This is a genomic window from Candidatus Nomurabacteria bacterium (assembly GCA_023898465.1).
GTDB lineage: Bacteria > Patescibacteriota > Patescibacteriia > HK-STAS-PATE-3 > HK-STAS-PATE-3 > HK-STAS-PATE-3.
Genome location: CP060223.1, coordinates 339,040 through 359,426 on the forward strand (window position 1 = coordinate 339,040; position 20,387 = coordinate 359,426).

At 46.0% G+C, this 20,387-nt stretch carries 18 protein-coding genes and 3 tRNA genes; 20 read left to right on the plus strand and 1 reads right to left on the minus strand.

The annotated features are described in order from the left end of the window. Nucleotides 1–4 precede the first annotated feature (4 nt). The 10 genes from H6760_01630 (at nucleotide 5) to H6760_01675 (ending at nucleotide 12,204) form a co-directional block, all read left to right on the plus strand. Complete coding sequence (locus H6760_01630; GenBank protein USN53851.1) at nucleotides 5–1,393, plus strand: sugar transferase; 1,389 nt, start codon at nucleotides 5–7, stop codon at nucleotides 1,391–1,393. Then, nucleotides 1,390–2,526 carry a glycosyltransferase gene (locus H6760_01635; protein ID USN53852.1) on the plus strand — a complete coding sequence of 379 codons (1,137 nt, stop codon included), beginning with the start codon at nucleotides 1,390–1,392 and terminating at the stop codon, nucleotides 2,524–2,526. Before H6760_01630 ends, H6760_01635 begins: the two co-directional genes overlap by 4 nt. Further along, nucleotides 2,516–3,139: a hypothetical protein gene (locus H6760_01640; GenBank protein USN53853.1), complete on the plus strand. Its 624-nt coding sequence runs from the start codon at nucleotides 2,516–2,518 to the stop codon at nucleotides 3,137–3,139. The genes H6760_01635 and H6760_01640 overlap by 11 nt, the downstream gene beginning before the upstream one ends. Continuing rightward, nucleotides 3,132–4,268: a glycosyltransferase family 4 protein gene (locus H6760_01645; protein USN53854.1), complete on the plus strand. Its 1,137-nt coding sequence runs from the start codon at nucleotides 3,132–3,134 to the stop codon at nucleotides 4,266–4,268. The genes H6760_01640 and H6760_01645 overlap by 8 nt, the downstream gene beginning before the upstream one ends. A 19-nt stretch (nucleotides 4,269–4,287) precedes the next feature. Beyond that, the gene (locus H6760_01650) at nucleotides 4,288–6,492 is read left to right on the plus strand and encodes a DUF4012 domain-containing protein (protein USN53855.1); all 2,205 of its coding nucleotides are present in this window, start codon (nucleotides 4,288–4,290) and stop codon (nucleotides 6,490–6,492) included. Between the two features lie 14 nt (nucleotides 6,493–6,506). Next, nucleotides 6,507–8,138, plus strand: a complete 1,632-nt coding sequence (gene murJ / locus H6760_01655; protein USN53856.1) for a murein biosynthesis integral membrane protein MurJ — start codon at nucleotides 6,507–6,509, stop codon at nucleotides 8,136–8,138. Nucleotides 8,139–8,253: 115 nt separating this feature from the next. Then, nucleotides 8,254–10,035, plus strand: a complete 1,782-nt coding sequence (gene lepA / locus H6760_01660) for an elongation factor 4 (GenBank protein USN53857.1) — start codon at nucleotides 8,254–8,256, stop codon at nucleotides 10,033–10,035. 108 nt (nucleotides 10,036–10,143) lie between these two features. Beyond that, nucleotides 10,144–10,692, plus strand: coding sequence for a PH domain-containing protein (locus H6760_01665; protein USN53858.1), 549 nt, complete (start codon nucleotides 10,144–10,146; stop codon nucleotides 10,690–10,692). After that, nucleotides 10,676–11,098, plus strand: a complete 423-nt coding sequence (locus H6760_01670) for a septum formation initiator family protein (GenBank protein ID USN53859.1) — start codon at nucleotides 10,676–10,678, stop codon at nucleotides 11,096–11,098. The genes H6760_01665 and H6760_01670 overlap by 17 nt, the downstream gene beginning before the upstream one ends. 134 nt (nucleotides 11,099–11,232) lie before the next feature. Next, nucleotides 11,233–12,204 carry a peptidylprolyl isomerase gene (locus tag H6760_01675; protein ID USN53860.1) on the plus strand — a complete coding sequence of 324 codons (972 nt, stop codon included), beginning with the start codon at nucleotides 11,233–11,235 and terminating at the stop codon, nucleotides 12,202–12,204. A 40-nt stretch (nucleotides 12,205–12,244) separates the two neighbouring features. Here H6760_01675 and H6760_01680 read toward each other — a convergent pair. Beyond that, a tRNA-Thr gene (locus H6760_01680) sits at nucleotides 12,245–12,320 on the minus strand. 66 nt (nucleotides 12,321–12,386) lie between these two features. Between H6760_01680 and H6760_01685 the strand changes: the two genes are divergently transcribed. The 10 genes from H6760_01685 (at nucleotide 12,387) to H6760_01730 (ending at nucleotide 20,386) form a co-directional block, all read left to right on the plus strand. Next, on the plus strand, nucleotides 12,387–13,148 hold the full coding sequence (locus H6760_01685; GenBank protein ID USN53861.1) for an alpha/beta fold hydrolase: 762 nt from the start codon (nucleotides 12,387–12,389) through the stop codon (nucleotides 13,146–13,148). Between the two features lie 84 nt (nucleotides 13,149–13,232). Then, nucleotides 13,233–13,306 (plus strand) — tRNA-Gly (locus H6760_01690). Nucleotides 13,307–13,336: 30 nt separating this feature from the next. Beyond that, the gene (locus H6760_01695) at nucleotides 13,337–14,887 is read left to right on the plus strand and encodes a serine hydrolase (GenBank protein USN53862.1); all 1,551 of its coding nucleotides are present in this window, start codon (nucleotides 13,337–13,339) and stop codon (nucleotides 14,885–14,887) included. A 67-nt stretch (nucleotides 14,888–14,954) separates the two neighbouring features. Beyond that, entirely contained in the window at nucleotides 14,955–15,635 is a 681-nt protein-coding gene (gene ftsE / locus H6760_01700) for a cell division ATP-binding protein FtsE (protein USN53863.1), read from the plus strand. 2 nt (nucleotides 15,636–15,637) lie between these two features. Further along, a complete protein-coding gene (locus H6760_01705; protein ID USN53864.1) occupies nucleotides 15,638–16,561 on the plus strand; it encodes an ABC transporter permease in 924 nt (307 codons plus the stop codon). 86 nt (nucleotides 16,562–16,647) lie between these two features. Further along, nucleotides 16,648–16,721: transfer RNA gene (locus H6760_01710), tRNA-Gln, on the plus strand. Nucleotides 16,722–16,792: 71 nt separating this feature from the next. Beyond that, the gene (locus tag H6760_01715; GenBank protein ID USN53865.1) at nucleotides 16,793–17,707 is read left to right on the plus strand and encodes a magnesium transporter CorA family protein; all 915 of its coding nucleotides are present in this window, start codon (nucleotides 16,793–16,795) and stop codon (nucleotides 17,705–17,707) included. 52 nt (nucleotides 17,708–17,759) lie between these two features. Continuing rightward, complete coding sequence (locus tag H6760_01720) at nucleotides 17,760–19,232, plus strand: hypothetical protein (protein ID USN53866.1); 1,473 nt, start codon at nucleotides 17,760–17,762, stop codon at nucleotides 19,230–19,232. Nucleotide 19,233: 1 nt separating this feature from the next. Next, nucleotides 19,234–20,091, plus strand: coding sequence for a hypothetical protein (locus H6760_01725; GenBank protein ID USN53867.1), 858 nt, complete (start codon nucleotides 19,234–19,236; stop codon nucleotides 20,089–20,091). Further along, nucleotides 20,081–20,386 (plus strand): metal-sulfur cluster assembly factor, encoded by a 306-nt coding sequence (locus H6760_01730; GenBank protein ID USN53868.1) that lies wholly within the window; start codon nucleotides 20,081–20,083, stop codon nucleotides 20,384–20,386. Before H6760_01725 ends, H6760_01730 begins: the two co-directional genes overlap by 11 nt. Nucleotide 20,387: the final 1 nt, after the last annotated feature.

Genomic DNA, 20,387 nt, shown 5'->3' on the forward strand with positions numbered 1-20,387 from the left:
ATTTATGAAAAAGCTTGAATTGGTAATTAGCGCAATTCTTGTACCGATCGACTGGCTTATGATCGTTGCTGCTGGTTTGGCTTCGTATTACCTACGTTTCACCAGTTTTGCTGAATTGCGACCGGTTATTTATGAAATGCCATTTGATGAGTACGTTAATATCGTGCTCGGAGTGGCAGTGTTATGGCTGCTTATTTTTGCCATGAGCGGTCTCTATAGCTTAGGTGGTCGTGTCCGATGGGTTGATGAATTCGCAAAGGTCTTTTTTGCCTGTTCAACCGGAGTTATGCTCCTGATTATTTTGATTTTCTTCCAGCGTGAACTTTTTTCTTCACGTTTTATTATTGTATCCGGCTGGGTGCTTAGCATACTTTTTGTGGCCCTAGCCCGCATTGTGGTTCGCGTTGTACAACATTCCTTATATGTGAAAGGTGTGGGTGTGCATCGTTTAGCTCTGGTAGGTAATAGTGGATCTCAGCATGAATTACAGAATCACATTAGCAATCATCCTGGGTTAGGCATGCGTGTGGTGCATACCTATGGGCAAGCAGATGAAAGCGTTCTTCCTCAGCTGGAAACGCTTATGCAACAGCGTGCCATTGACGAGCTAGTGGTCACTGATGCACGGATGCCAAAAGAAGCTATGTTGAAGTTGATCGAATTGGCAAATGATTATCATGTAAATTTTAAATATGCGGCAGATCGTTTTGAGACCATGGCGTCAAGTATTAGTACGCAAACGCTGGGTGGTATACCGATCATTGAATTGTGCCGCACACCGCTCGATGGTTGGGGTAAGATATTGAAACGCAGCTTCGATATTTTTGGCGCGGTGATAGGTCTCATCATTCTTATTCCAGTCGGCGCAATAGTCGCCTTAGCTATCTCCATAGACAATCCAGGTCCGATCTTTGTTCGACTTGAGCGGATAGGTAAAGCAAATAAACGATTCCATCTTTATAAGTTTCGTTCCATGGTGCCAAATGCGCATGCTATGAAGCCACAACTCATGCAAATGAATGAGCGAAATGATGGACCCCTCTTTAAAATGAAAAACGATCCACGCATTACGCGAGTTGGTCGCTTCCTCCGGGTTTCCAGTATTGATGAGCTACCGCAGCTATGGAACGTGTTAAAAGGTGAAATGAGTTTAGTGGGCCCTCGTCCACATGAGCCAGAAGAGGTGGCAAAGTATTCGCGCAACGATCGCAGCCTGCTGACTGTGAAGCCGGGGATTACCGGCCTGGCACAGATTTCCGGTCGTTCTACACTTAGCTTTGAGGAAGAGGTGCGCTTGGATCTCTATTACATTGAGCATTGGTCGCTTCGTCTAGATCTGCATATACTCGTAAAAACACCCGCAGTCGTGTTGTCGACTCGTTCCGCCGCATGAAAAAACCACGCATCGCTTTAGTTCATGAGCACTTAGCCCAGGACGGGGGAGCAGAAAAAGTGCTGAAAGTGTTTCAGGAAATGTTTCCTGAGGCGCCTACCTATACCTTGGTATTTGATAAACGCAAAACGAATCGGGCCTTTTTAGGAAAGGATATTCGCACGTCTTTTATTCAAAAGTTGCCTTTCGGGGTACGTCATTATCAAATGTATTTGCCACTTATGCCATCGGCGGTTGAGCAATTCAACTTAGGTGACTACGATATTGTGCTCTCTTCCAGTTCTGCTTTATCAAAGGGCGTGCTCACGCTTCCAGAGACTCTTCACATTTGTTACTGCCATTCACCAACGCGCTATCTGTGGAGTGATACGCATCGTTACGTGCAGGAGCTACCCTACAATCGTCTGATCAAAAAGTTTGTTCCGATGCTGCTTAATCGCATTCGCATGTGGGACCGTTTAGCGGCTGAGCGAGTTGATACTTTTATTGCAAATTCATACGCTATCCGACGTCGCATTCAGAAATATTATCAGCGCGACAGTCAGGTTATTTATCCGCCGGTTGATGCACAGTCATTTAGTATTAGCCCGACTATTGGCAATTACTATTTGATCGGTGGTCGCTTAGTTGCGTACAAGCGCTATGACCTGGCGGTGATGGCCTTTAATCGCCTTGGTATTCCTTTGAAGATATTTGGCGATGGGCCGGAACTTAAAAACCTCAAAAGCATTGCTAAGTCTAATATTGAGTTTGTCGGCAAAGTTTCGCCGGATGAATTAAAAAAGCTGTATCGTGAGTGCGTGGCTTTTCTTCACCCACAAGAAGAAGACTTTGGCATCACTGCAATTGAGGCAATGGCGTCTGGTCGTCCTGTTATTGCGTATGCGGCTGGTGGTGCGCTGGAAACAGTAATACCCGGAAAAACAGGCGAGCTTTTTGATGATCAAAATTGGGAAACCTTAGCAGACACAATAGTCCGTTTCCATCCCGAACAGTATTCACCAGAAGAAATTCGTGCGCACGCTTTGCAGTTTGATACCGAAGTGTTTAAGAAGCGGGTGCACGACTTTGTCGATCAAAAATACGCTGAGCATTCAACTATTCGTAATTCATCACATCCCTATGGAGCTTGACGGATACCTACGGGCCACATTGCGCCGCCGCACTTTGGTCATCTCACTTACCTTACTCGGCGGTATTATTGCCTTTGTCTTAAGTTATCTGACGCCGGTGCGCTATGATGTGGCAGTCGCCTCAACTATCCAGCGTGTGAATGGTCAGAACACTGAACAGTTTCAGTACGATGAGTATTATGCACTGCAGTCGGTTGACCTCGTGGCGCAAACTATCGTGAGCTGGTTTGCCACCCCATCTTTTGTGGTAGCGGTGTACGAGGAAGCTGGGTTTGATCCGGCAGTCCAATCAGTCAACGAATTAAGTCGTCGCTTTGAAGCACGGAAGTATTCCGGCCAAAACGTGGTAATAAACTTCACTCAAGAATCGCGAGACAGCGCTGAAAAACTTGCCCAGGGTATTATTGCTTTAGTTGGTGAGCGAGTACCGCAGCTTGTCCAAGATGCTAATGATACTGGTGCCTTTGCAATTGATTTTGATGCGCCGGTTATTTCCGAGCGAAAAGCAAATCAATTACTCGATACGATACTCGGATTATTGGTAGGACTTTTTGTTGCCCTGTTTATTGCCGCTGCGCAAGAAGCCTTAAGCCGGGACACGCAAAGTGTCTGAGAAACGAGTTGGCATTGATGCACGTTTCTTTGGACCAGGGGGTAAGGGCTTAGGTCGCTACACCGAGCGTTTGATTAAACACTTGGAGGCACTCGACTTGCCATTTGAGCTGGTAGTTTTTTTGCGCGAAGAAAATTGGGAAGAGTATCAGCCAAGTAATCCCAAAGTGAAGAAAGTCTTAGCTCCGTATCGCTGGTATTCACTTGCCGAGCAGCTGTATTTTCCACGCTTGATACGCGCGCAAAAACTTGACCTCACCCACTACGCACACTTTAATGTGCCACTCTTTGCGCCAAAGCGTTTCATCGTCACTATTCACGATCTCATCTTAACAAAGTTTCCCACCGAGCGGGCGAGCACACTAGGCCCCTTACGCTATTGGGTGAAACATGCCGGGTCGCAGTTGGTCTTGCAGCAGGCCGTGAAGCGCGCAGAGAAGGTGATTACAGTATCTCAGTACTCAGCCGAGCAAATCGCTCAAACGCTCCATGTGCCAAAAGAGAAAATTCAAGTAATTCTCGAGGGTTGTGAACCATTAGCAAACACAGATCCAGTGAGGCCACAGAGCTTAACCCAAGTAGAAGATGGCTATGTGCTCTACGTTGGTAACGCGTATCCGCATAAGAATCTAGAATATCTGCTAGAAGTTTGGGAAAAGATGAGAGCCTCTGGACGTGATGAGACGCTCGTCTTAGTGGGTAAGATGGATTATTTTTATTCTCGGCTTCGTGAGCGCGCCAAGCAAAAGGGTTTACTCGAAGGAAAATCACCAGTTGTCTTTGCTGGAGGTTTGAGCGATGCCGAGCTGCAATGGGCTTATGCACACAGCGGTCTCTATGTATTTCCATCTCTTATGGAAGGTTTTGGTCTGCCTCCGCTTGAAGCAATGCGCGCCGGCGTGCCTGTGGTGGCTGCTCGTGCTTCTTGCCTCCCTGAAATTTTGGGCCCGGCTGCTGAGTATTTTGATCCACATTCACAGGAAGACCTCCAGCGCGCTATGTTGGCTGTTTTAGATAACCCCGCACTTCGGGAAAAGTACATCTCCTTAGGCTATGAGCAGATAGGGCGCTATCGTTGGGAGGAAATGGCAAAGCAGACCGCCCAACTTTATCAAGAACTGCTATACTAGGGTGATAGAGGATTGACCCATGCTACACTCATCCAAATCTAACTCGACCGAAGGCGTCCCACAACAAAATGTGCTTGATTTGCGCAAAATGTTGCAGCGGCCAAAACCAGCGCCAGAAGTAAAGAAAAAACCTGTTCAGAAAATAGTGAAAGAGCAGCTTTCTTCTCTTCGCCCGACTCATTTCTCAATTGAAAAACCAAAGGTGAGCATGCGCTTACCTCAGGTTTCTTTTGTATATTTCCGTCGCCTACCTGGACATTGGCGAAGTGTGCTGGTCTTTGCGGCGATTGCGTTACTTTTACTCAGTCCTATGCTCCTAAGCGGGCCTGTACGTCGTTTACATACAGCGAAAGGTGAAGTTTTAGCTGCCTCCACTCAAGCCTATGCGTTTTTACAAACAGCCGGTGATGAGGCGAGTCAATTTGAGTTTAGCAAGGCTGAGGATGCTTTTAACCAGGCGCTCAGTCAATTTCAAGATGCGCAAAATTCTTTTGATGGTATTGGTGGCTCATTAAAGACGATTTTGCGGATTATGCCTTTTACCGGCTCCTCAGTCACTACTGGTGAAGCGTTGCTGACGGCTGGTCAGTCAATCGCCCGAGCTGGTCAACGCTTTAGCCAGGCGGCGCAGGTGCTGACCGAGCAAACGAGTCAACTTGATCCAAATGTAGAGCAGGGCACAAATTTACAAGAAATTTTTCAAGTACTTCCCCCGGCTTTAGATGATATTAGCAGTGACATCGATGTTGCGCTGGCAGCAATTAAAAAGGTTGATCCAAAGCAGGTACCAGAATCATATCGAGATGCGCTTGAGCAAGTGCGAAGTCAGCTGCCGAGTTTTTATGTAGCATTCCATCGAGTTCAATCAAGTGTTCATGTGCTATCTACACTCTTCTCTAGCGGCGAAGAAAAGCAATACGCTCTCGTCTTTCAAAATAGTAATGAGCTACGCCCGACCGGTGGCTTCATGGGGAGCTGGGCGCTTATCAGTGTACGGGATGGCCGAGTAAAGGTGCTTGAAGTGCCAGGGCGGGGTTTCCTCGACTTAAATTTTGGAAGCGATGCACCGTATGTGCCACCTGAGCCTCTCCAGCTCGTTAATCCGACTTGGCAAATTCAAGACGCGAATTGGTGGCCAGATTTTCCTAGCTCGGCCGAGAAAATTAATTGGTTCTACGAGCGGGCAAGAGGATACCAGCTTGATGGCATTATTGCCATGACACCAGCAGTCGTAGAGGATTTACTTAGCTTAACCGGCTCAATTGAGTTACCTGACTATGATTTGCAGGTTGATGCCGAGAGCTTCCGCACCGGTTTACAAGAGGCAGTTGAAGTGACCTATGATAAGGAGTTGAACCAGCCGAAGCAAGTTGTTGGAGCATTATTGCCCAAGCTGCTTGAATCAGTTTTTGCGCTGCCAACCAAGGATTTACTACAGGTCGCATCAGTCTTAACCGATTCATTGGCTCATCGAGATATTTTACTTTATAGCAAAGATGTTGACTTACAGAACGAAATTCGCGACTTAGGTTGGGCTGGGGAGGTGTTATCGGCGCCGCATGATTATCTTCAAGTGGTCGAAGCGAACATCGGGGGTGGCAAGACCGATGGCATGATGCAGCAAGATATTTCCCATGAAGTAAGTATCCAATCTGATGGAAGTCTAGAAGTGCACCTAACCTTGCACCGGCGTAATCTCGGCGATCCAAATGACGAGTGGACTGGTGTGAAAAATGTCTCGTACTTGCGTTTCTATGTGCCAGAGGGAAGTCGTTTCTTAAGCGCTGAGGGATTTACTGCGATTGGTCCAGGGCGTCAGCAACGCGTACCCTCTGATGCACAAAGCGATCCGACGAGTGCTGGGCTCGAGCAAATTGATGCAGAGGATGCGCTTTCCCATACGCAGATAAGTCATGGCTTTGCTAAGACAATATTTGGTAATTGGCTTGAATTAGGCCCTGGTGAAGAAGTAACTGCAACAATAAGCTATCAACTACCGTTTACTTGGGATGATGTGCGTAAGGATGGATATAGCCTCTATGTTCAACAACAAGCCGGGACGAGTCAGCGTACATTACTAAGTAGTTTTAGTTTTCCTGAATCATTTACTCCAAACTGGTCTAGTCCGACCGGTGGAGAGGTATATCGCCTCGGAAATTCGGTGCGCTTTTCTGCTCCTTTAGTAATGGATCAGAGTTATGCGCTTTCTTTTACTAAGCGCTAGTAGAATAGCATTTTATGAGTGGTCGCTGGCAACGAATTCAAACATCACTAACTGGCGGAGCCTTGCTGATTGCAGCGGCTTCTTTAGTGAGTAAGGTATTAGGCTTTGTTCGTGACAGGCTTTTGGCTGCTCAATTTGGCGCAGGTGATACGCTTGATGCGTACTATGCAGCGTTTAAGCTTCCGGACTTAATATTTAATGTGCTGGTGCTCGGCGCCTTATCAGCAGCTTTCATCCCTGTTTTTATCGAGCGTTGGCAAAAATGTCAGACCGAAGAAGAAAAACAGCAAGCGTGGCATATTGCAAATTCGGTTTTAAATATTTTGCTGATTATTCTGGCGGTCCTTAGCGTGCTCTTGATACTTTTCGCGCCGTGGTTAGTACCGTTTTTGGCTCCTGGATTTCCTGAAGAGAAGATGCGTCTAACTGTGCAGCTGACGCAGATCATGCTCGGTTCGATTCTTTTCTTCGGGGTGAGTAATGTGTTTAGCGGCCTATTAAACGCTTTTCGACGATTTGCTGCGTATGCTATGGCGCCGATTTTTTACAACGTCGGCATCATCGTCGGTATCACCGCGTTTTATAGCTGGTGGGGCATCCCAGGTTTAGCCTGGGGGGTTGTGTTAGGTGCGGCATTGCACATGCTTGTACAAATTCCGGCCGTCTTTCACACGGGTTATCGCTATTCCACCGCACTTGATATGCGCGATCCAGCAGTGAAAAAAATAATGCGCCTTATTTTGCCGCGAACTTTAGGCCTAGCAGTAAACCAATTGAACAATGTTGTCATTACCATCATTGGGTCAACTCTGGCAGCGGGCTCGGTCGCCATTTTTAATTTTGCAAACAATTTACAAAGCTTTCCCATTGGCTTAGTCGGAGTTTCGCTTGCTGTGGCGGCCTTCCCATATTTTTCCGAAGCTTTTTCTCAGCAGGATAAAGAGAAGTTTGTGACGCATTTTTCTATAACCCTACGTCGGATCGTCTTCTTTATCGTGCCGGCCGCTGTCCTCATCCTCTTACTACGTGCGCATATTGTTCGTGTTGTCTTGGGGGCAGGGGAGTTTGATTGGGAGGCAACATATTTAACTGCGCAGACGCTGGGGTATTTCGCAGTCTCACTAGTAGCCCAAAGTTTATTACCAATGTTAGCTCGGTCTTTTTATGCTGATCAGGATACAAGCACTCCGGTAAAAATCGCTGTGGTCAGTCTCTTGGTCAACGTCGCTTTATCGATCTGGTTGGCGCCTCAGCACGGAATACTTGGTTTGGCTGCTGCATTTTCCGTAGCCAATGTGGTGAATATGCTGCTCTTATTGGCAGTGCTTCGGGTACGGCATGGAAATCTCGATGACGAGAGAATAATCCGATCGACTATTAATATTTTACTCGCCTCAGCAGTGATGGCCTTGGTTACCTGGATAAGTTTGCGCGCATTTTTACCTGGAATTAACAATCGGACCTTTATCGGCATCTTCTTGCAAGGGGCAATAGCGGGCAGTATTGGTATTCTTGTATATTTGGGAATTGCCATCACTTTCCGTTTTGATGAGGTGCATCTTGTCACAACACGTCTGCAGCGGATTTGGCAACAATTGAGAGCTGTGCTAAGAAACGGTGGTAAGTGGAAACAGGGAGCAGAATAAGCCCGTCTATGCATCAACACATCCGTAATTTCAGCATCATTGCCCATATTGATCATCCCGCTACCACTCTGTTTTTTTATCTACTAAGTAGGCGGGACGGGACTCGGTAATCTCTATGAATTCCGCTGATAAGCAAATTCGAAATTTTAGTATTATCGCTCATATCGATCATGGGAAGTCGACTTTAGCCGATCGATTCTTGGAGTTGACAGGTACAGTAGATGCTCGGCATATGCGAGCTCAGTATCTCGACCGGATGGATTTAGAGCGTGAACGGGGTATTACGATCAAGCTCAAGCCAATTCAGATGCAGTATAAGGGCTATACCCTGAACTTGATTGATACACCAGGTCATGTGGATTTTACCTATGAGGTATCACGTTCCTTAGCAGCTGTTGAGGGGGTAATTCTCATTGTCGATGCGACGCAAGGTGTCGAGGCGCAGACAGTCGCCAATCTTTACTTAGCTTTGCAACAGGATCTACAGATCATTCCGGTTATGAACAAAATTGATCTGCCGAATGCTGATGTGCCGCGGGTGAGGCAGGAATTAGCCCAACTCATCGGTGTGGACCCCGAGTCAATTTTAGCTGTTTCTGCCAAGACGGGGGAAGGTGTCGAAGCAGTACTTGAGCGAATTATTGCTGAAGTGCCAGCACCCAAAGGTACGCTTGATGCACCAACCCAGGCGCTTATTTTTGACTCCTACTTTGATGACTATCGAGGAGTGATTAGCTCGGTGCGAGTGGTCAACGGCGCAATTCGCAGCAATGAGGATATCCGTTTTCTTGCTACCAAAACGCAAACCAAAGCGCTCGAGGTTGGTCACTTTGGCATGGAGTTTCAACCAAAGCCTGAAATAAAAGCCGGCGAGATTGGATATATCGTGACCGGACTGCGTGACATTGAAAAGGCAAAAGTGGGTGATACGATAAGCACCACGAAAAGCGTTGCCACAGCACTGCCGGGATATCAGGCAATGAAGCCAATGGTTTTTGCCGCACTCTATTGCCAATCGGGCGATGAGTTTGAGCGATTGCGCGAAGGAATTGAAAAGTTAAAATTGAACGACGCTGCCTTAGACTACATTCCTGAGCATTCGCCAGCACTAGGTTTTGGTTTTCGCTGTGGTTTCTTAGGCATGCTGCATATGGAAGTGGTAGAGCAGCGTCTGAAGCGAGAATTTGGTATCAGTGTTATTGTGAGCGCCCCATCAGTGGCCTATCGAATCACTACAACAAACAAAGAAACAAAGGATTATGCAAATCCGATGGATTGGCCGGAAGCGAATCACATAGTGAAAGTTGAGGAGCCGTGGATGAGTGTAACCGTCGTCAGTCCAAACGACTGGATAGGCCCGGTCATGCAGGCAGTGACTGATCGGCGCGGGGTGTACAAGACTACCGAGTATCTCGAAGGAGGTCGCTTAGTGTTGCATTATGAAGTGCCTTTATCCTCGTTGATCAGCGATTTTCATGATACACTGAAGAGCGTATCGCAGGGTTATGCTTCTTTAAATTACGATTATTTAGGCTTCCGAGAGGCAGACGTGACTCGATTGGATATCCACGTTGCCGAAGAGATGGTTGATGCGCTCACCATGATTGTGAATAGCGATGAGGCGTATCGAGAAGGTCGACGCGTGGTTGATACCCTCAAGGACATCCTTCCTCGTCAACAGTTTGAACTCAAAATCCAAGCCTTGATTGGCGGTAAGGTGATTGCCTCCAGCCGAATCGCTCCATTGCGCAAAGATGTCACGGCAAAACTCTATGGAGGCGATGTCACTCGTAAGCGTAAACTCTTGGAAAAGCAGAAAAAGGGAAAGAAGCGCATGAAAACCATGGGGCGCGTTTCTATCCCGGCTGATGCTTATATTAAACTGTTGCGGCGTTAATTCCCTTATCTAGCTGAAAAACGGTGATATCGTAAAGAGTATCATTGCTGCCAGCATGATGATGGAAACAACCAGCCAAATCTTGTGTGCGGTTTTCTTACGTGCCATATGCTCGATTCGTATATTAGCAAAAATTTAAAAGATGGAGAAACGGTCTTGCGGATAGTGAAGCAATTTCCCTTTATGGTGGCATTTCGACTTTCTCTGCTGGGCATTGTGCTGCTGCTCGATTTCTTCTTTTTAACCTTTTTTATACAAAGAGGCACCTGGGGCTTTCTTCTCTTTTGCTTGGTGCTTTTAGCGGTGATTTTTTTCTCATGGCGTCAATGGTACATGTGGTCAATGAATGTTCTGCTCATTACCAACCAGAGGATTGTTGATATTGATCAAAGAGGCTTTTTTGATCGTACGGTTTCTGAGACCACCTATCGACGTATTCAAGATGTGAGTTATTCAAGCTCAGGTATCTTTGCCACACTTTTTCACTATGGCAGGATTGTTATTCAAACTGCAGGCACGCAGACGAGGATTGAATTGGCCTATATTAAGAATCCAGAGCACGTGCAAGATCTGATTACGCATCTTCAGGATGAGAGCGCGCTGACTGATCGAGCAAAAAGTCAGCCAGAGGAGGGGAACCATGCCCAGGAAATCTAAAAAGCGCCAAACGCAACAAAATCCCTTAGCCAAAACTCGCTTTGTGCTAGCTCTTGCTTTACTCGTTCTCGCCGTAATCAGTACCTCAATTGTAAAAGAGCTTATCCGGCGTCACGATGTACATAGTGAGTTATCTGGTTTATCAGAGGAAATTGCAGCCCTAGAGTCACGCAATACTGAGCTGGGCTCGCTTCTGACATATTTGCAAAGCTCGACCTACCATGAACAAGAAGCTCGTCTTAAACTTGGCCTCCAGGGTCAGGGCGAGCGAGTACTTATTGTGCCAGGCTCCGAAAAAACTTTGCCTGACAACGTAAATGTAGAGAATGCAAAAGGTACAGATCCCCAAAAAGTGCAGGGTAATCCAAACAAATGGTGGAAGTGGCTTTTCTTGGCAAAAGATTGACGGAAAAGGCCTAATTCCGTACACTTCTAGAGTACTATCTTTATCTCAATCCCATGCCTCAGACACAACCAAGTCAAGAAAGTCCTGCCGCTGCTCCTACGCCGGCGCCAGTAATGCCAGATGCTCAAGCTAAAATGAAAAAGCCGCAACTCAACAATCTCTATGTCAAAGTTATCGGAGGCGTCCTCGGACTCTTTGTCTTGTTATTGATTGTGGTTGGTCTTGGTTTGTACGTGTTTGACTGGAAGGTAAATGTAGTCACTAATGTGGCAAAAACACTTCGCTATCCTATTGTCTTTGCGAATAGTCAGCCAATTTCCTACACCGCAATGCTGGAGGATAAGGCGACATTAAGTCATTACTACAAAGCGCAATCAGACCTAAGTCCTGATCTCTTCCCAGAACCAAGTGACGAGGAGTTAACTGCAATTGTGTTAAATAAGCTGCTTAGCGACGCAATGACAAATCAAATTGCGCATGATCAGGGTGTGAAGGTGAGTAACGCTGATGTGGAGTCAGAATACCAAAGCGTTGTTAGTCAATCAGGTAATGTTGAGACTGTAGAGCAAAATATTCGCGATCTATATAATTGGGACGTTGCCACCTTTAAAGAAAAGGTAATTCGACCCTTCCTCGTTCGCTCAGCAATTCAAGAGAAACTGGCGAATAATAACGATGAAAATGCACAAAAGCGTGAGTTAGCTGATGCGGTTTTGGCCAGAGTAAAAAATGGCAATGAAGATTTTGGCGAAGTTGCCAAGCAGTTTAGCGAAGATGAATCAACTGCCAGCAATGGCGGTGAGCTAGGCTTCTTTGGTCAGGGAGAAATGGTGCAGCCATTTGAAGACGCAGTGAGTCAACTTGAGCCAGGTGAAGTCAGCGACATCGTTGAAACGAGCTTTGGCTATCACATCATTCAACTCGAGGAAAAAGCTACGGACGATGATGGTAATCCAACTTATCGAGCCCGCCATATCCTCATCCGCACAAAGAGCGTGGACGACCTCATTGATGAGCGTCTAAAAGATGCCTCAGTATGGTTGCTTGCCAAGGGCTTTGTATGGAGCAAGGATGATGTCCAGGTATTGCCAGAAAGCGCACTATAGGGATGCTAAAAAGTAGCTTCGCACAGTACGATGCGGAGCGTGGAGCCGAAGGGGGGAGTCGAACCCCCGACCTCTGCTTTACGAAAGCATTGCTCTACCAACTGAGCTACTTCGGCGAGTTATTATTGTCCGATTTTCAGAGCAAGGGAAGAATAGCGAAGACAGGGGAGTAACGTCAAGAAATGGCCTATCCGATTCATCCAAAAGCAGGCGATTACTTTTTACAGGGAGGTCGCTTTGGGGTATTGCTTACTCATGGCTTTTCTGGCTCTGCCTATGACCTGCGCGAGTTGGCCGAAGAGCTGCATACTCAAGGCTGGACCGTCTTAGTGAAGAGGTTAGCTGGCCACGGCACTGATCCGCGTGATTTAGCGCAGAATGGGATAGCCGAGTGGCGAGCCTCGCTCGATGAAGCGCTTCATACACTACAAGAACATTGTGACAAAATCGCAGTTATTGGCAATTCATTTGGCGGTAATCTTTTGACTGACCTGGCTCTGCGCCACCCAGGACAAGTATCCGGCATTGGGCTTTTATCAACGCCGATTTTTACCTATGGTGAATGGTGGAAGCGTTTAGTGCTTCCTATGCTTATGCGTATTAAGTTTTCAGTGAAAAAGGCCTGGGTGCGCTACGAGGGTAAGGCTGATTATCTGGCTCGAGGTTCATACATTGAAATTCCGTTGCGTGCCTATAAGCAGTTTCTCGATTTTCTTAAGATCAGCCGCACTGAATTTTCACAGGTGCAGATCCCAGTGATCATGATTTACTCGAGTCGGGACAGCGTTGTAAAACCGCATAGTGCTGAATTTATTTATGCGGCCTTGCCAAGCAAGCAAAAGCGTCTTTATTGGGTACATGACTCCTATCATTCGCCACTTCGCTCAAATGACAAAAGTGAAGTATTTCGACTACTGACAGATTTCGTGCGTTCATTACACTAGTCTTTTCCTCAGGGGCAAGCTGTGATAGGATTCCTTAAGATAGCCCATTGTATCCTTAGTTTTTCTGCCCTTGCCAGCGTTTTTGCGGGTATAGTACAGGGGCAGTATGCGACCTTCCCAAGGTTGAGACACGGGTTCGAATCCCGTTACCCGCTCCAAGATTATTCTCATTGTAGATATCCTCACATATGTTACGACGAAGTATTACCTCACTCCTAGTTGCCGCAATGCTTTTTTCGCTAGTACCTGGCTTAGGTCTAGCCCAAGAGCAGAATGAAGATATGATTCGCTTGCAGCTTGATCAGGCAACGGTTGAGCGGGGCTATACACTACACACCCCGTCAGACGAGCTTATCATGGGAATTTTTCCAGGTGTGGTACATCGTCCAGCTCGGGTCACTATGCGCAAAGGCTTGGCAGAAGATGCTATGGAGGCGCCCGAGGGCATGCATCGCGTGAGTGAAATTTATGAGTTTGACATTTTAACTGACCCCATCCAGATTTTTGGCCGAGATGTTATTTTGGCACTTAAGTATCACTCTGATACTAATCATAAGCGCCGAGCATTTTTCTGGGACGGTAATCGCACTCGCTGGATTCCACTGAGTTCTTATGATGTGCCAGATCAGCAGCGAGTCCGTGCTTTTACGCATCTTCCGTATTCTAAAATCGCAATTTTTGAAGAAGGCGGCGTCCAAGAGGGTATAGCGAGCTGGTATCGTGATAGTCAGCACCCACTTACCGCATCCTCAAATGACTATGCCCTAGGCACAAAGGTGAGGGTGACAAACATTGATAATGGTACTTCAGTCGATGTAACCATTCGTTCACGCGGGCCCTATGTTGATGGTCGAATTATTGACTTAACCTACGATGCCTTTGATGTGATCGCCAATCCAGGGATTGGTGTTATTCATGTGCGCGTTGAAGCGGTTGACAGTATTGCTGAGGAGCAAGGGCAAGAGCCGAGCAGCTCTGCACCTGCTATTAGCGCCAGCTCTGCCATTGTGTTTGATCCGGTAAATAATCGAGTTATCTACGAGAAGGATCAACGACAGCAGTCAATTGCAAGCATTACAAAGCTTATGACTGTCATGGTATATCTTGAGTGGCACCGTGATCACTCCGGCGTACCCTTTGATCAGTTAAACCTTACCTACAGTGCGAGCGATAATGTTGGCTCAGGAGAAAGCTCGATTGATATGAGCTCGGGCGATGTCATTGCCGCGGACGAAGCAATGAAGGCCGTATTAATTGCTTCTGCTAATAATGTGACGAAAACTCTGGCACGCTCAACTGGTATGTCGACGAGCGAATTCGCTGCACGTATGAATGACGCTGCTCGACGCCTCGGTATGTCAAACACGCACTTTGTTGAACCAACTGGCATTGACGCAGGTAACGTCTCTACACCGGCCGACGTTGTAAAATTGGTAAATTATATTCTCAACCGTAATGGCGTCCGATTAATGACCGTAAGTGCCTCGGATGCTATTAGTGCAAACACTGGTACTAACCACGAAAGAATAATTACGCTTCATAGTACTAACCATATCCTCGGCAGTGGTCTACCAATTTTTGGTGGAAAAACCGGCTATCTAGGAACTGGACACGCCTCTTTTGCTCTAAAGTTTGTTGATGGAGCAAAGCAACGTGTAGTGGTTATCTTAGGTTCAGAAAACGGAAATACGCGCAATGATGACATGTTGCGCTTAGGTCGTTGGGCAATGGAGCAATAATAGCGCTGGACGCAAAGCTCTTCTTGGTTTACCCTAGAGAGGGAGGGGACCGGTAAGAGGGGGATTCATGATTCGTTTCGAAAACGTTACAAAAATATATCCCAATGGTGGTGTAGGTATCCAGGATGTAAATTTACACATCGAGCCTGGTGAATTTGTTTCTATTGTAGGTCAATCAGGATCAGGTAAGTCAACCATCACTAAACTTATTATTGCCGAGCTTCGCCCAACGAAAGGCAAAGTGGTTATTGGTGGTTGGGATATTACGAAAATTAGTCAATCAGAAATTCCTCTGCTTCGTCGTCAAATCGGAGTTGTTTTCCAGGATTTTAAATTACTTCCCAAACGTACATTATTTGAAAATGTTGCTTTTGCTTTAGAAGTGTCTGGTGCAAGTAGGAAGAATATTGACACCATCGTCCCTCAAGTATTTAAAATTGTTGGATTAGAGCAAAAGATGGACCGCTACCCACATCAAGTATCAGGTGGAGAGCAGCAGCGTACTGTTATTGCTCGTTCACTTGTGCATCGTCCGAAGATATTGGTTGCTGACGAGCCAACGGGAAATCTTGATTCAATTAACGCTCAGGAAATTATCAGCCTACTGAAGAAGATTAATGAGTTTGGGACAACTGTGCTGCTAGTGACTCACAATAGAGAAATCGTAAACACTTTACGTAAACGCGTTATTACTATTGACCAAGGCCATATGGTGATGGACCAGAAGGCCGGGAAGTATCTCCTGTAAGTATGTCATCCGCAACCCTCTCAAGAGTATTTAAGTTCGCATTTCAAAATTTTTACCGAAATGCCTGGTTATCAGTGGTGACTATTGTCATACTTTCCTTGACTCTTTTCATGATCAGCACTCTGGTGACCGCGCAAGCATTGGGAAATCAAGCGATTAATTCCGTGCTGAGCAAAGTCGATGTTTCGATATTCTTTACCGCAAATACAAGCACCCAGCAGGTAGAGTCATTAGCTGATCAATTGCGAAATCGTCCAGAGGTGGATTCGCTTGAGGTAATTAGTGCTGATGATGCTCTGGAAAAGTTTCGAGAAGAAAACTCGGATGATCCGGTTATCCAGGAATCAATTGAAGAGCTAGGCTTAAATCCATTAGGGCCGGTCTTGGTTTTACAGGCAAAAGATTTAGAGGATTATCCGACTATACTTGAATTCTTTGATACCGAAAGTGTTGCCCCGCTCATTCAGGACAAAGACAGGGATTTTGCAAGTAAGCAATTAGTTATCGAGCGACTTACTGCAATTGTAAAAAATCTCCGCGAAGTTGGTTTTATTGTTGTAGCAATTTTTATCCTTATTGCCTTTTTGGTCATCTTTAACACCATCCGTATTACTATTTATACGCACCGTGAGGAAATCGGCATCATGAAACTGGTTGGTGCTTCAAACAATTTTGTTCGCGTACCTTTCCTTATTGAAAGTGTGCTGTACGCTATCATTGCGACGATTGTTACTGCCTTGCTTTTCTATCCTGCGGTAGTTAGTTCAACCCCGGCAATTAATAATTTCTTTACAGGGTACGATTTCTCCTTCCTTGGGTATTTCCAGGCCGAATTTTGGAAAGTAGTCTTACTGCAGCTCGGTACAGCCATCCTTTTGAGCATATTCAGTGCGGCAGTGGCTGTAGGCCGTTATTTGAAGGTTTGAGGGTTGACGAAAAGGGAAAAGCGGGGTATAGTGCCTCGTCGGTTTCTGTAAAAAACCATATATTACTTGCCTAGGCATACAGACGGTGGGGAGTCGTCTAATGGTAGGACACTGCCCTTTGGAGGCAGGTACGATGGTTCGAATCCATCCTCCCCAGCCAGGAAAAGGTAATCCGTATGATGCGCGATAAAATACGCATCGTCATTTCCAGATAACTCATCAAAGGACATCATGGAAATCCTTGAATTCCGAAACCTAAAGTGGATCTACATCGAGCAGACATCTTATAAAGATGTTGAATACCTCGAGGAGCATTATCGTTTCCACCCGCTCGACCTAAAAGACTGTATTGGTGTTACACAGCGTCCGAAGATTGATATCTACGACGACTATCTCTTTTTAGTATTTCATTTCCCACAATACGATCGGGAGCAGCGTCGGATTCGCGTCCAGGAATTAAACGTCTTTTTAGGTCCGGACTATTTGATTACGCTTACCAATCAGCCAAACCCAGGTTTGAGCGAGTATTTCCAGGAATATAAGCAGAAAATTGAAGCAAACCCTAAGCCAAATCGATTGCAGAATTCATCGGCTTACTTGCTCTACAAAGTGCTGGATTTACTTTTTAGCGCTTCTCAGCCGGTCATTGATATTATTGGTGAACGACTCTCAGTGGCTGAAGAAGAAGTTTTTAGTGAGAGTAAGCGAAGTGCCACAATGGATCTCTCTATTGTCCGTAGAAATATTTTAACTTATCAACGTCTACTCGAGCCGCAGCTGCATGTTATCGATAAAATGGTGCAGCTAAAAAAGAAGTTTATTCCTGATGAGTTGTCCGTGTATTTTGATGACATTCATGACGGTTTAGAGCGCACCTGGAGCGTTTTGCATAATTACAAAGATACGGTAGAAGGATTAGATCGCACAAATGAGACTTTAATTTCGCAGCGTTTAAATGAGATTATTCGAACGCTGACGGTTATTTCCGTTGTGACTATCATCCCAGGTCTGATAATTAATTTTTATGGCATGAACATTAGCTTGCCATTTGCCGATCGACCGAATGCCTTTTTTCTCATCTCGGGTTTCCTGTTGCTCATCATGATTGTCACATACTACATTTTGAAGCGTCGTCGCCTTACGTAGTATTTAGTGAATGAGATTGGCCCGAAAGGGCCTTTTTTGGTATACTTAGCTCATGCAGATGACAAAAAAGGGCACCAGTTTAATTGTTGCAGGAGGGCTGGTAGCCTCTTTAGCCATTGCGCTTGTTTTGTTAGGTGCAGAGAATGAGCCTGTCTCTGGCTCGAGTGTGGGACGAGTGAGTCCCGTAAACACGCCCCAGTCAGTTGTCCTGGGACAAGAAACATTTGCCCAGAGCGCGAAGCCTTTACGGAGCATACATTCGCATATAGTTTTGCAGGGTGACGTAGTTGATATGCCGGAGCTGGCAAAAACCGGTGCTGGCTGGTTTATGCTCTCGGGCGATCAAGCAATTGTTTGGGGTGAAATAGAAACGAGTGCTGGACAATTTCGCTGGGATGCCCTCGATGAAATAGTTGCACAGGCGCGACAAAACGGATTTCACCTAGTACTTACTATTGCGCCGTATGCTGGTTGGGATTACGAGGCTTGCCATAGTAGCGATGAGGCCGACTTCACAACAGAGCTTCCTGAGGCATACGCTGAGCCATGTGATGTTGGCGCTTTCAGCTTCTTTGTCGACAGTCTTATTGAGCGTTACGCAGCAGATTCTTCTCAAACAGACTTACAACACATTGCCTTCTATCTTCCTAATAAGCTGACTCGTTTCTCTACGGAGTTTCATTATGCCGGCGATGCTCAGCCTTGGAATGCATTACAAAAGCTCATTCAGAATGCAGCGCAGAATCATGCAAATGTGTTCGCTTGGGATGATTCATGGTACATACTGCCCGAAGTATCTCCAGTGTTAAATAATGAAGTTGACGCATTTAGTTCAGGTGTAGTAACGACAATCGCACGATTATTCACTGAGGGGGCTAGTAAAATTGTTATCCCTGAGCAAAATGAACAAGAGGGTCAAGCACTTCGCTCGGCTGTTCGCACTTTTATTCAAAGTGCTGATCAATTTACCAAGGTACAAAAGATTTCAGATAGCATCATTATTTTTTCTCTACCAAATAAGCTTGAACGCTGGATCGCTTGGGGAGGGGAAACGGAGCAGCAAACACTCCAAAGTTTTTTACAAGGCCAGGTACGTGTGAGCGCGGCAAATGGGACGGAAAGAATAATGAACGCAGAACAGGTGCAATTGTCAGCTAGTCCAGTTATTATTGCGCCCTTACAACAGGTAGATATCGCAAGCGAGCAATCAGACGCAAAGGTAAAAATTGAACACCTTAGCCTGGCCGCTTTAGAGCAGGGCAAGCCGAGTCAAGCAAGAACAGTTTTTTCTCTCAATGAAGATATTGTCCTAGTGGTTCGCATGCAGTCAGACATTTCAGAAAGTGTAACCGCTACTTTTTCACTAGCCCAGCAGGATGGCGGTATTCTCGTGCCAAATTCACAGATACAGTTGATTAACGGTGAAATTGGCGTACCTAAACCCAGCGCATTAGGAAAATACATTCTGACTCTGCAGGTGAGTCAGCAGGAGGTGTACCACTTAAACTTTGAAATAGTGGAATAGTATGGTACGTGCGCCGAATTTTTCTCCAGGCCAGCCCGGGTATAAAGTGCCCGGCTACCAAGCCCAACAAAATGGTAATACTGATCACGAGCATAGTCGCTCACACTTGATTGGCCTTTTACGGGTGAAGAATTTTGTTTTTATTCTCATCATAGCATCGGCGCTATTGTGGTTTTTTGATGTGATGCTGCACCTAGGCGAGTCAGTAACTATTTGGTGGGTACTTATTGCCTCGCTAGTTGTGCAAGCACTTGGTATTTTTCTTTTTGGCGCAATTATTCGACGACCGACTGTTCTCGCCTTTGGTCTACTTTCCCTACTCGTGAGTTATTTCTTTCTCCCTTATGTCTATCTCTCATCTTGGTTAGGTTATGTGGGAGAGTTTTTTATCCTTGGACTTGGGTTGCTAGTAGTAGCTAAGACGGACACTTTACCTAGAAATACTGACCACGTTTTTCTTCGCTTCTGTTTTAACTTGGCTATGTACGTCATCCTTTTCTTAATTTTCTGGAATATTACCGCATTGATGTCGTCATCAATTTATCGCATACATGAAAAAGATACAGAGGCATTAAGTAAAGAAATAAGCCAGCAGTTAGCCGGAGGAGAGCGAGTCGTGGATGTGAGCTCCGGGGTGAATTTAAGCGGACGATTTTTCTTCGCTGACTTCGGCGCGAGCCAGGGGATAGAGGTGTATGACAAGAGTGGATCCTCTTACAAGCTTCCTGATGCGAGGACTGCCTGCGTGCGTCCATACGCGTATTTACCATCCTTACAGGAAAACACTAACTGGCTCTGTCGGGTCTTAAGCACCCATTGGATTTTCTTTTACGATTACCACACAAGCTTTGGACAGTGAGTTAAGAAAAACAGTTGCCAAGCGCCTTGCCACGATTGAGGATCCCGAGCTCCATGTGGATATCGTAAGTCTGGGGCTGATTTATAACATCCACATAGTTAATAAGATATGCGTAGTGAGCATGTCTTTAACCTATCCCGGTTGTCCATTAGGGCCATACTTTGAAGAAAAAGTAAGAAGTGTGTTGCATGGTTTAGAAGGTTTTACCGAAGCAAAAGCGTCTATTATTTTTCAGCCTACTTGGAAGCCGGGCATGATGGATCCTCGCTTAAGAAATGCATATCAGAGAGCCTAAA

Excerpts from the sequence above, each read along its gene's own strand:
- H6760_01630 (USN53851.1), top strand. The coding sequence starts at position 5 with ATGAAAAAGCTTGAATTGGTAATTAGCGCAATTCTTGTACCGATCGAC.
- H6760_01635 (USN53852.1), top strand. The coding sequence starts at position 1,390 with ATGAAAAAACCACGCATCGCTTTAGTTCATGAGCACTTAGCCCAGGAC.
- H6760_01640 (USN53853.1), top strand. The coding sequence starts at position 2,516 with ATGGAGCTTGACGGATACCTACGGGCCACATTGCGCCGCCGCACTTTG.
- H6760_01650 (USN53855.1), top strand. The coding sequence starts at position 4,288 with ATGCTACACTCATCCAAATCTAACTCGACCGAAGGCGTCCCACAACAA.
- murJ (USN53856.1), top strand. The coding sequence starts at position 6,507 with ATGAGTGGTCGCTGGCAACGAATTCAAACATCACTAACTGGCGGAGCC.
- lepA (USN53857.1), top strand. The coding sequence starts at position 8,254 with ATGAATTCCGCTGATAAGCAAATTCGAAATTTTAGTATTATCGCTCAT.
- H6760_01665 (USN53858.1), top strand. The coding sequence starts at position 10,144 with ATGCTCGATTCGTATATTAGCAAAAATTTAAAAGATGGAGAAACGGTC.
- H6760_01670 (USN53859.1), top strand. The coding sequence starts at position 10,676 with ATGCCCAGGAAATCTAAAAAGCGCCAAACGCAACAAAATCCCTTAGCC.
- H6760_01675 (USN53860.1), top strand. The coding sequence starts at position 11,233 with ATGAAAAAGCCGCAACTCAACAATCTCTATGTCAAAGTTATCGGAGGC.
- H6760_01685 (USN53861.1), top strand. The coding sequence starts at position 12,387 with ATGGCCTATCCGATTCATCCAAAAGCAGGCGATTACTTTTTACAGGGA.
- H6760_01695 (USN53862.1), top strand. The coding sequence starts at position 13,337 with ATGTTACGACGAAGTATTACCTCACTCCTAGTTGCCGCAATGCTTTTT.
- ftsE (USN53863.1), top strand. The coding sequence starts at position 14,955 with ATGATTCGTTTCGAAAACGTTACAAAAATATATCCCAATGGTGGTGTA.
- H6760_01705 (USN53864.1), top strand. The coding sequence starts at position 15,638 with ATGTCATCCGCAACCCTCTCAAGAGTATTTAAGTTCGCATTTCAAAAT.
- H6760_01715 (USN53865.1), top strand. The coding sequence starts at position 16,793 with ATGGAAATCCTTGAATTCCGAAACCTAAAGTGGATCTACATCGAGCAG.
- H6760_01720 (USN53866.1), top strand. The coding sequence starts at position 17,760 with ATGCAGATGACAAAAAAGGGCACCAGTTTAATTGTTGCAGGAGGGCTG.
- H6760_01725 (USN53867.1), top strand. The coding sequence starts at position 19,234 with ATGGTACGTGCGCCGAATTTTTCTCCAGGCCAGCCCGGGTATAAAGTG.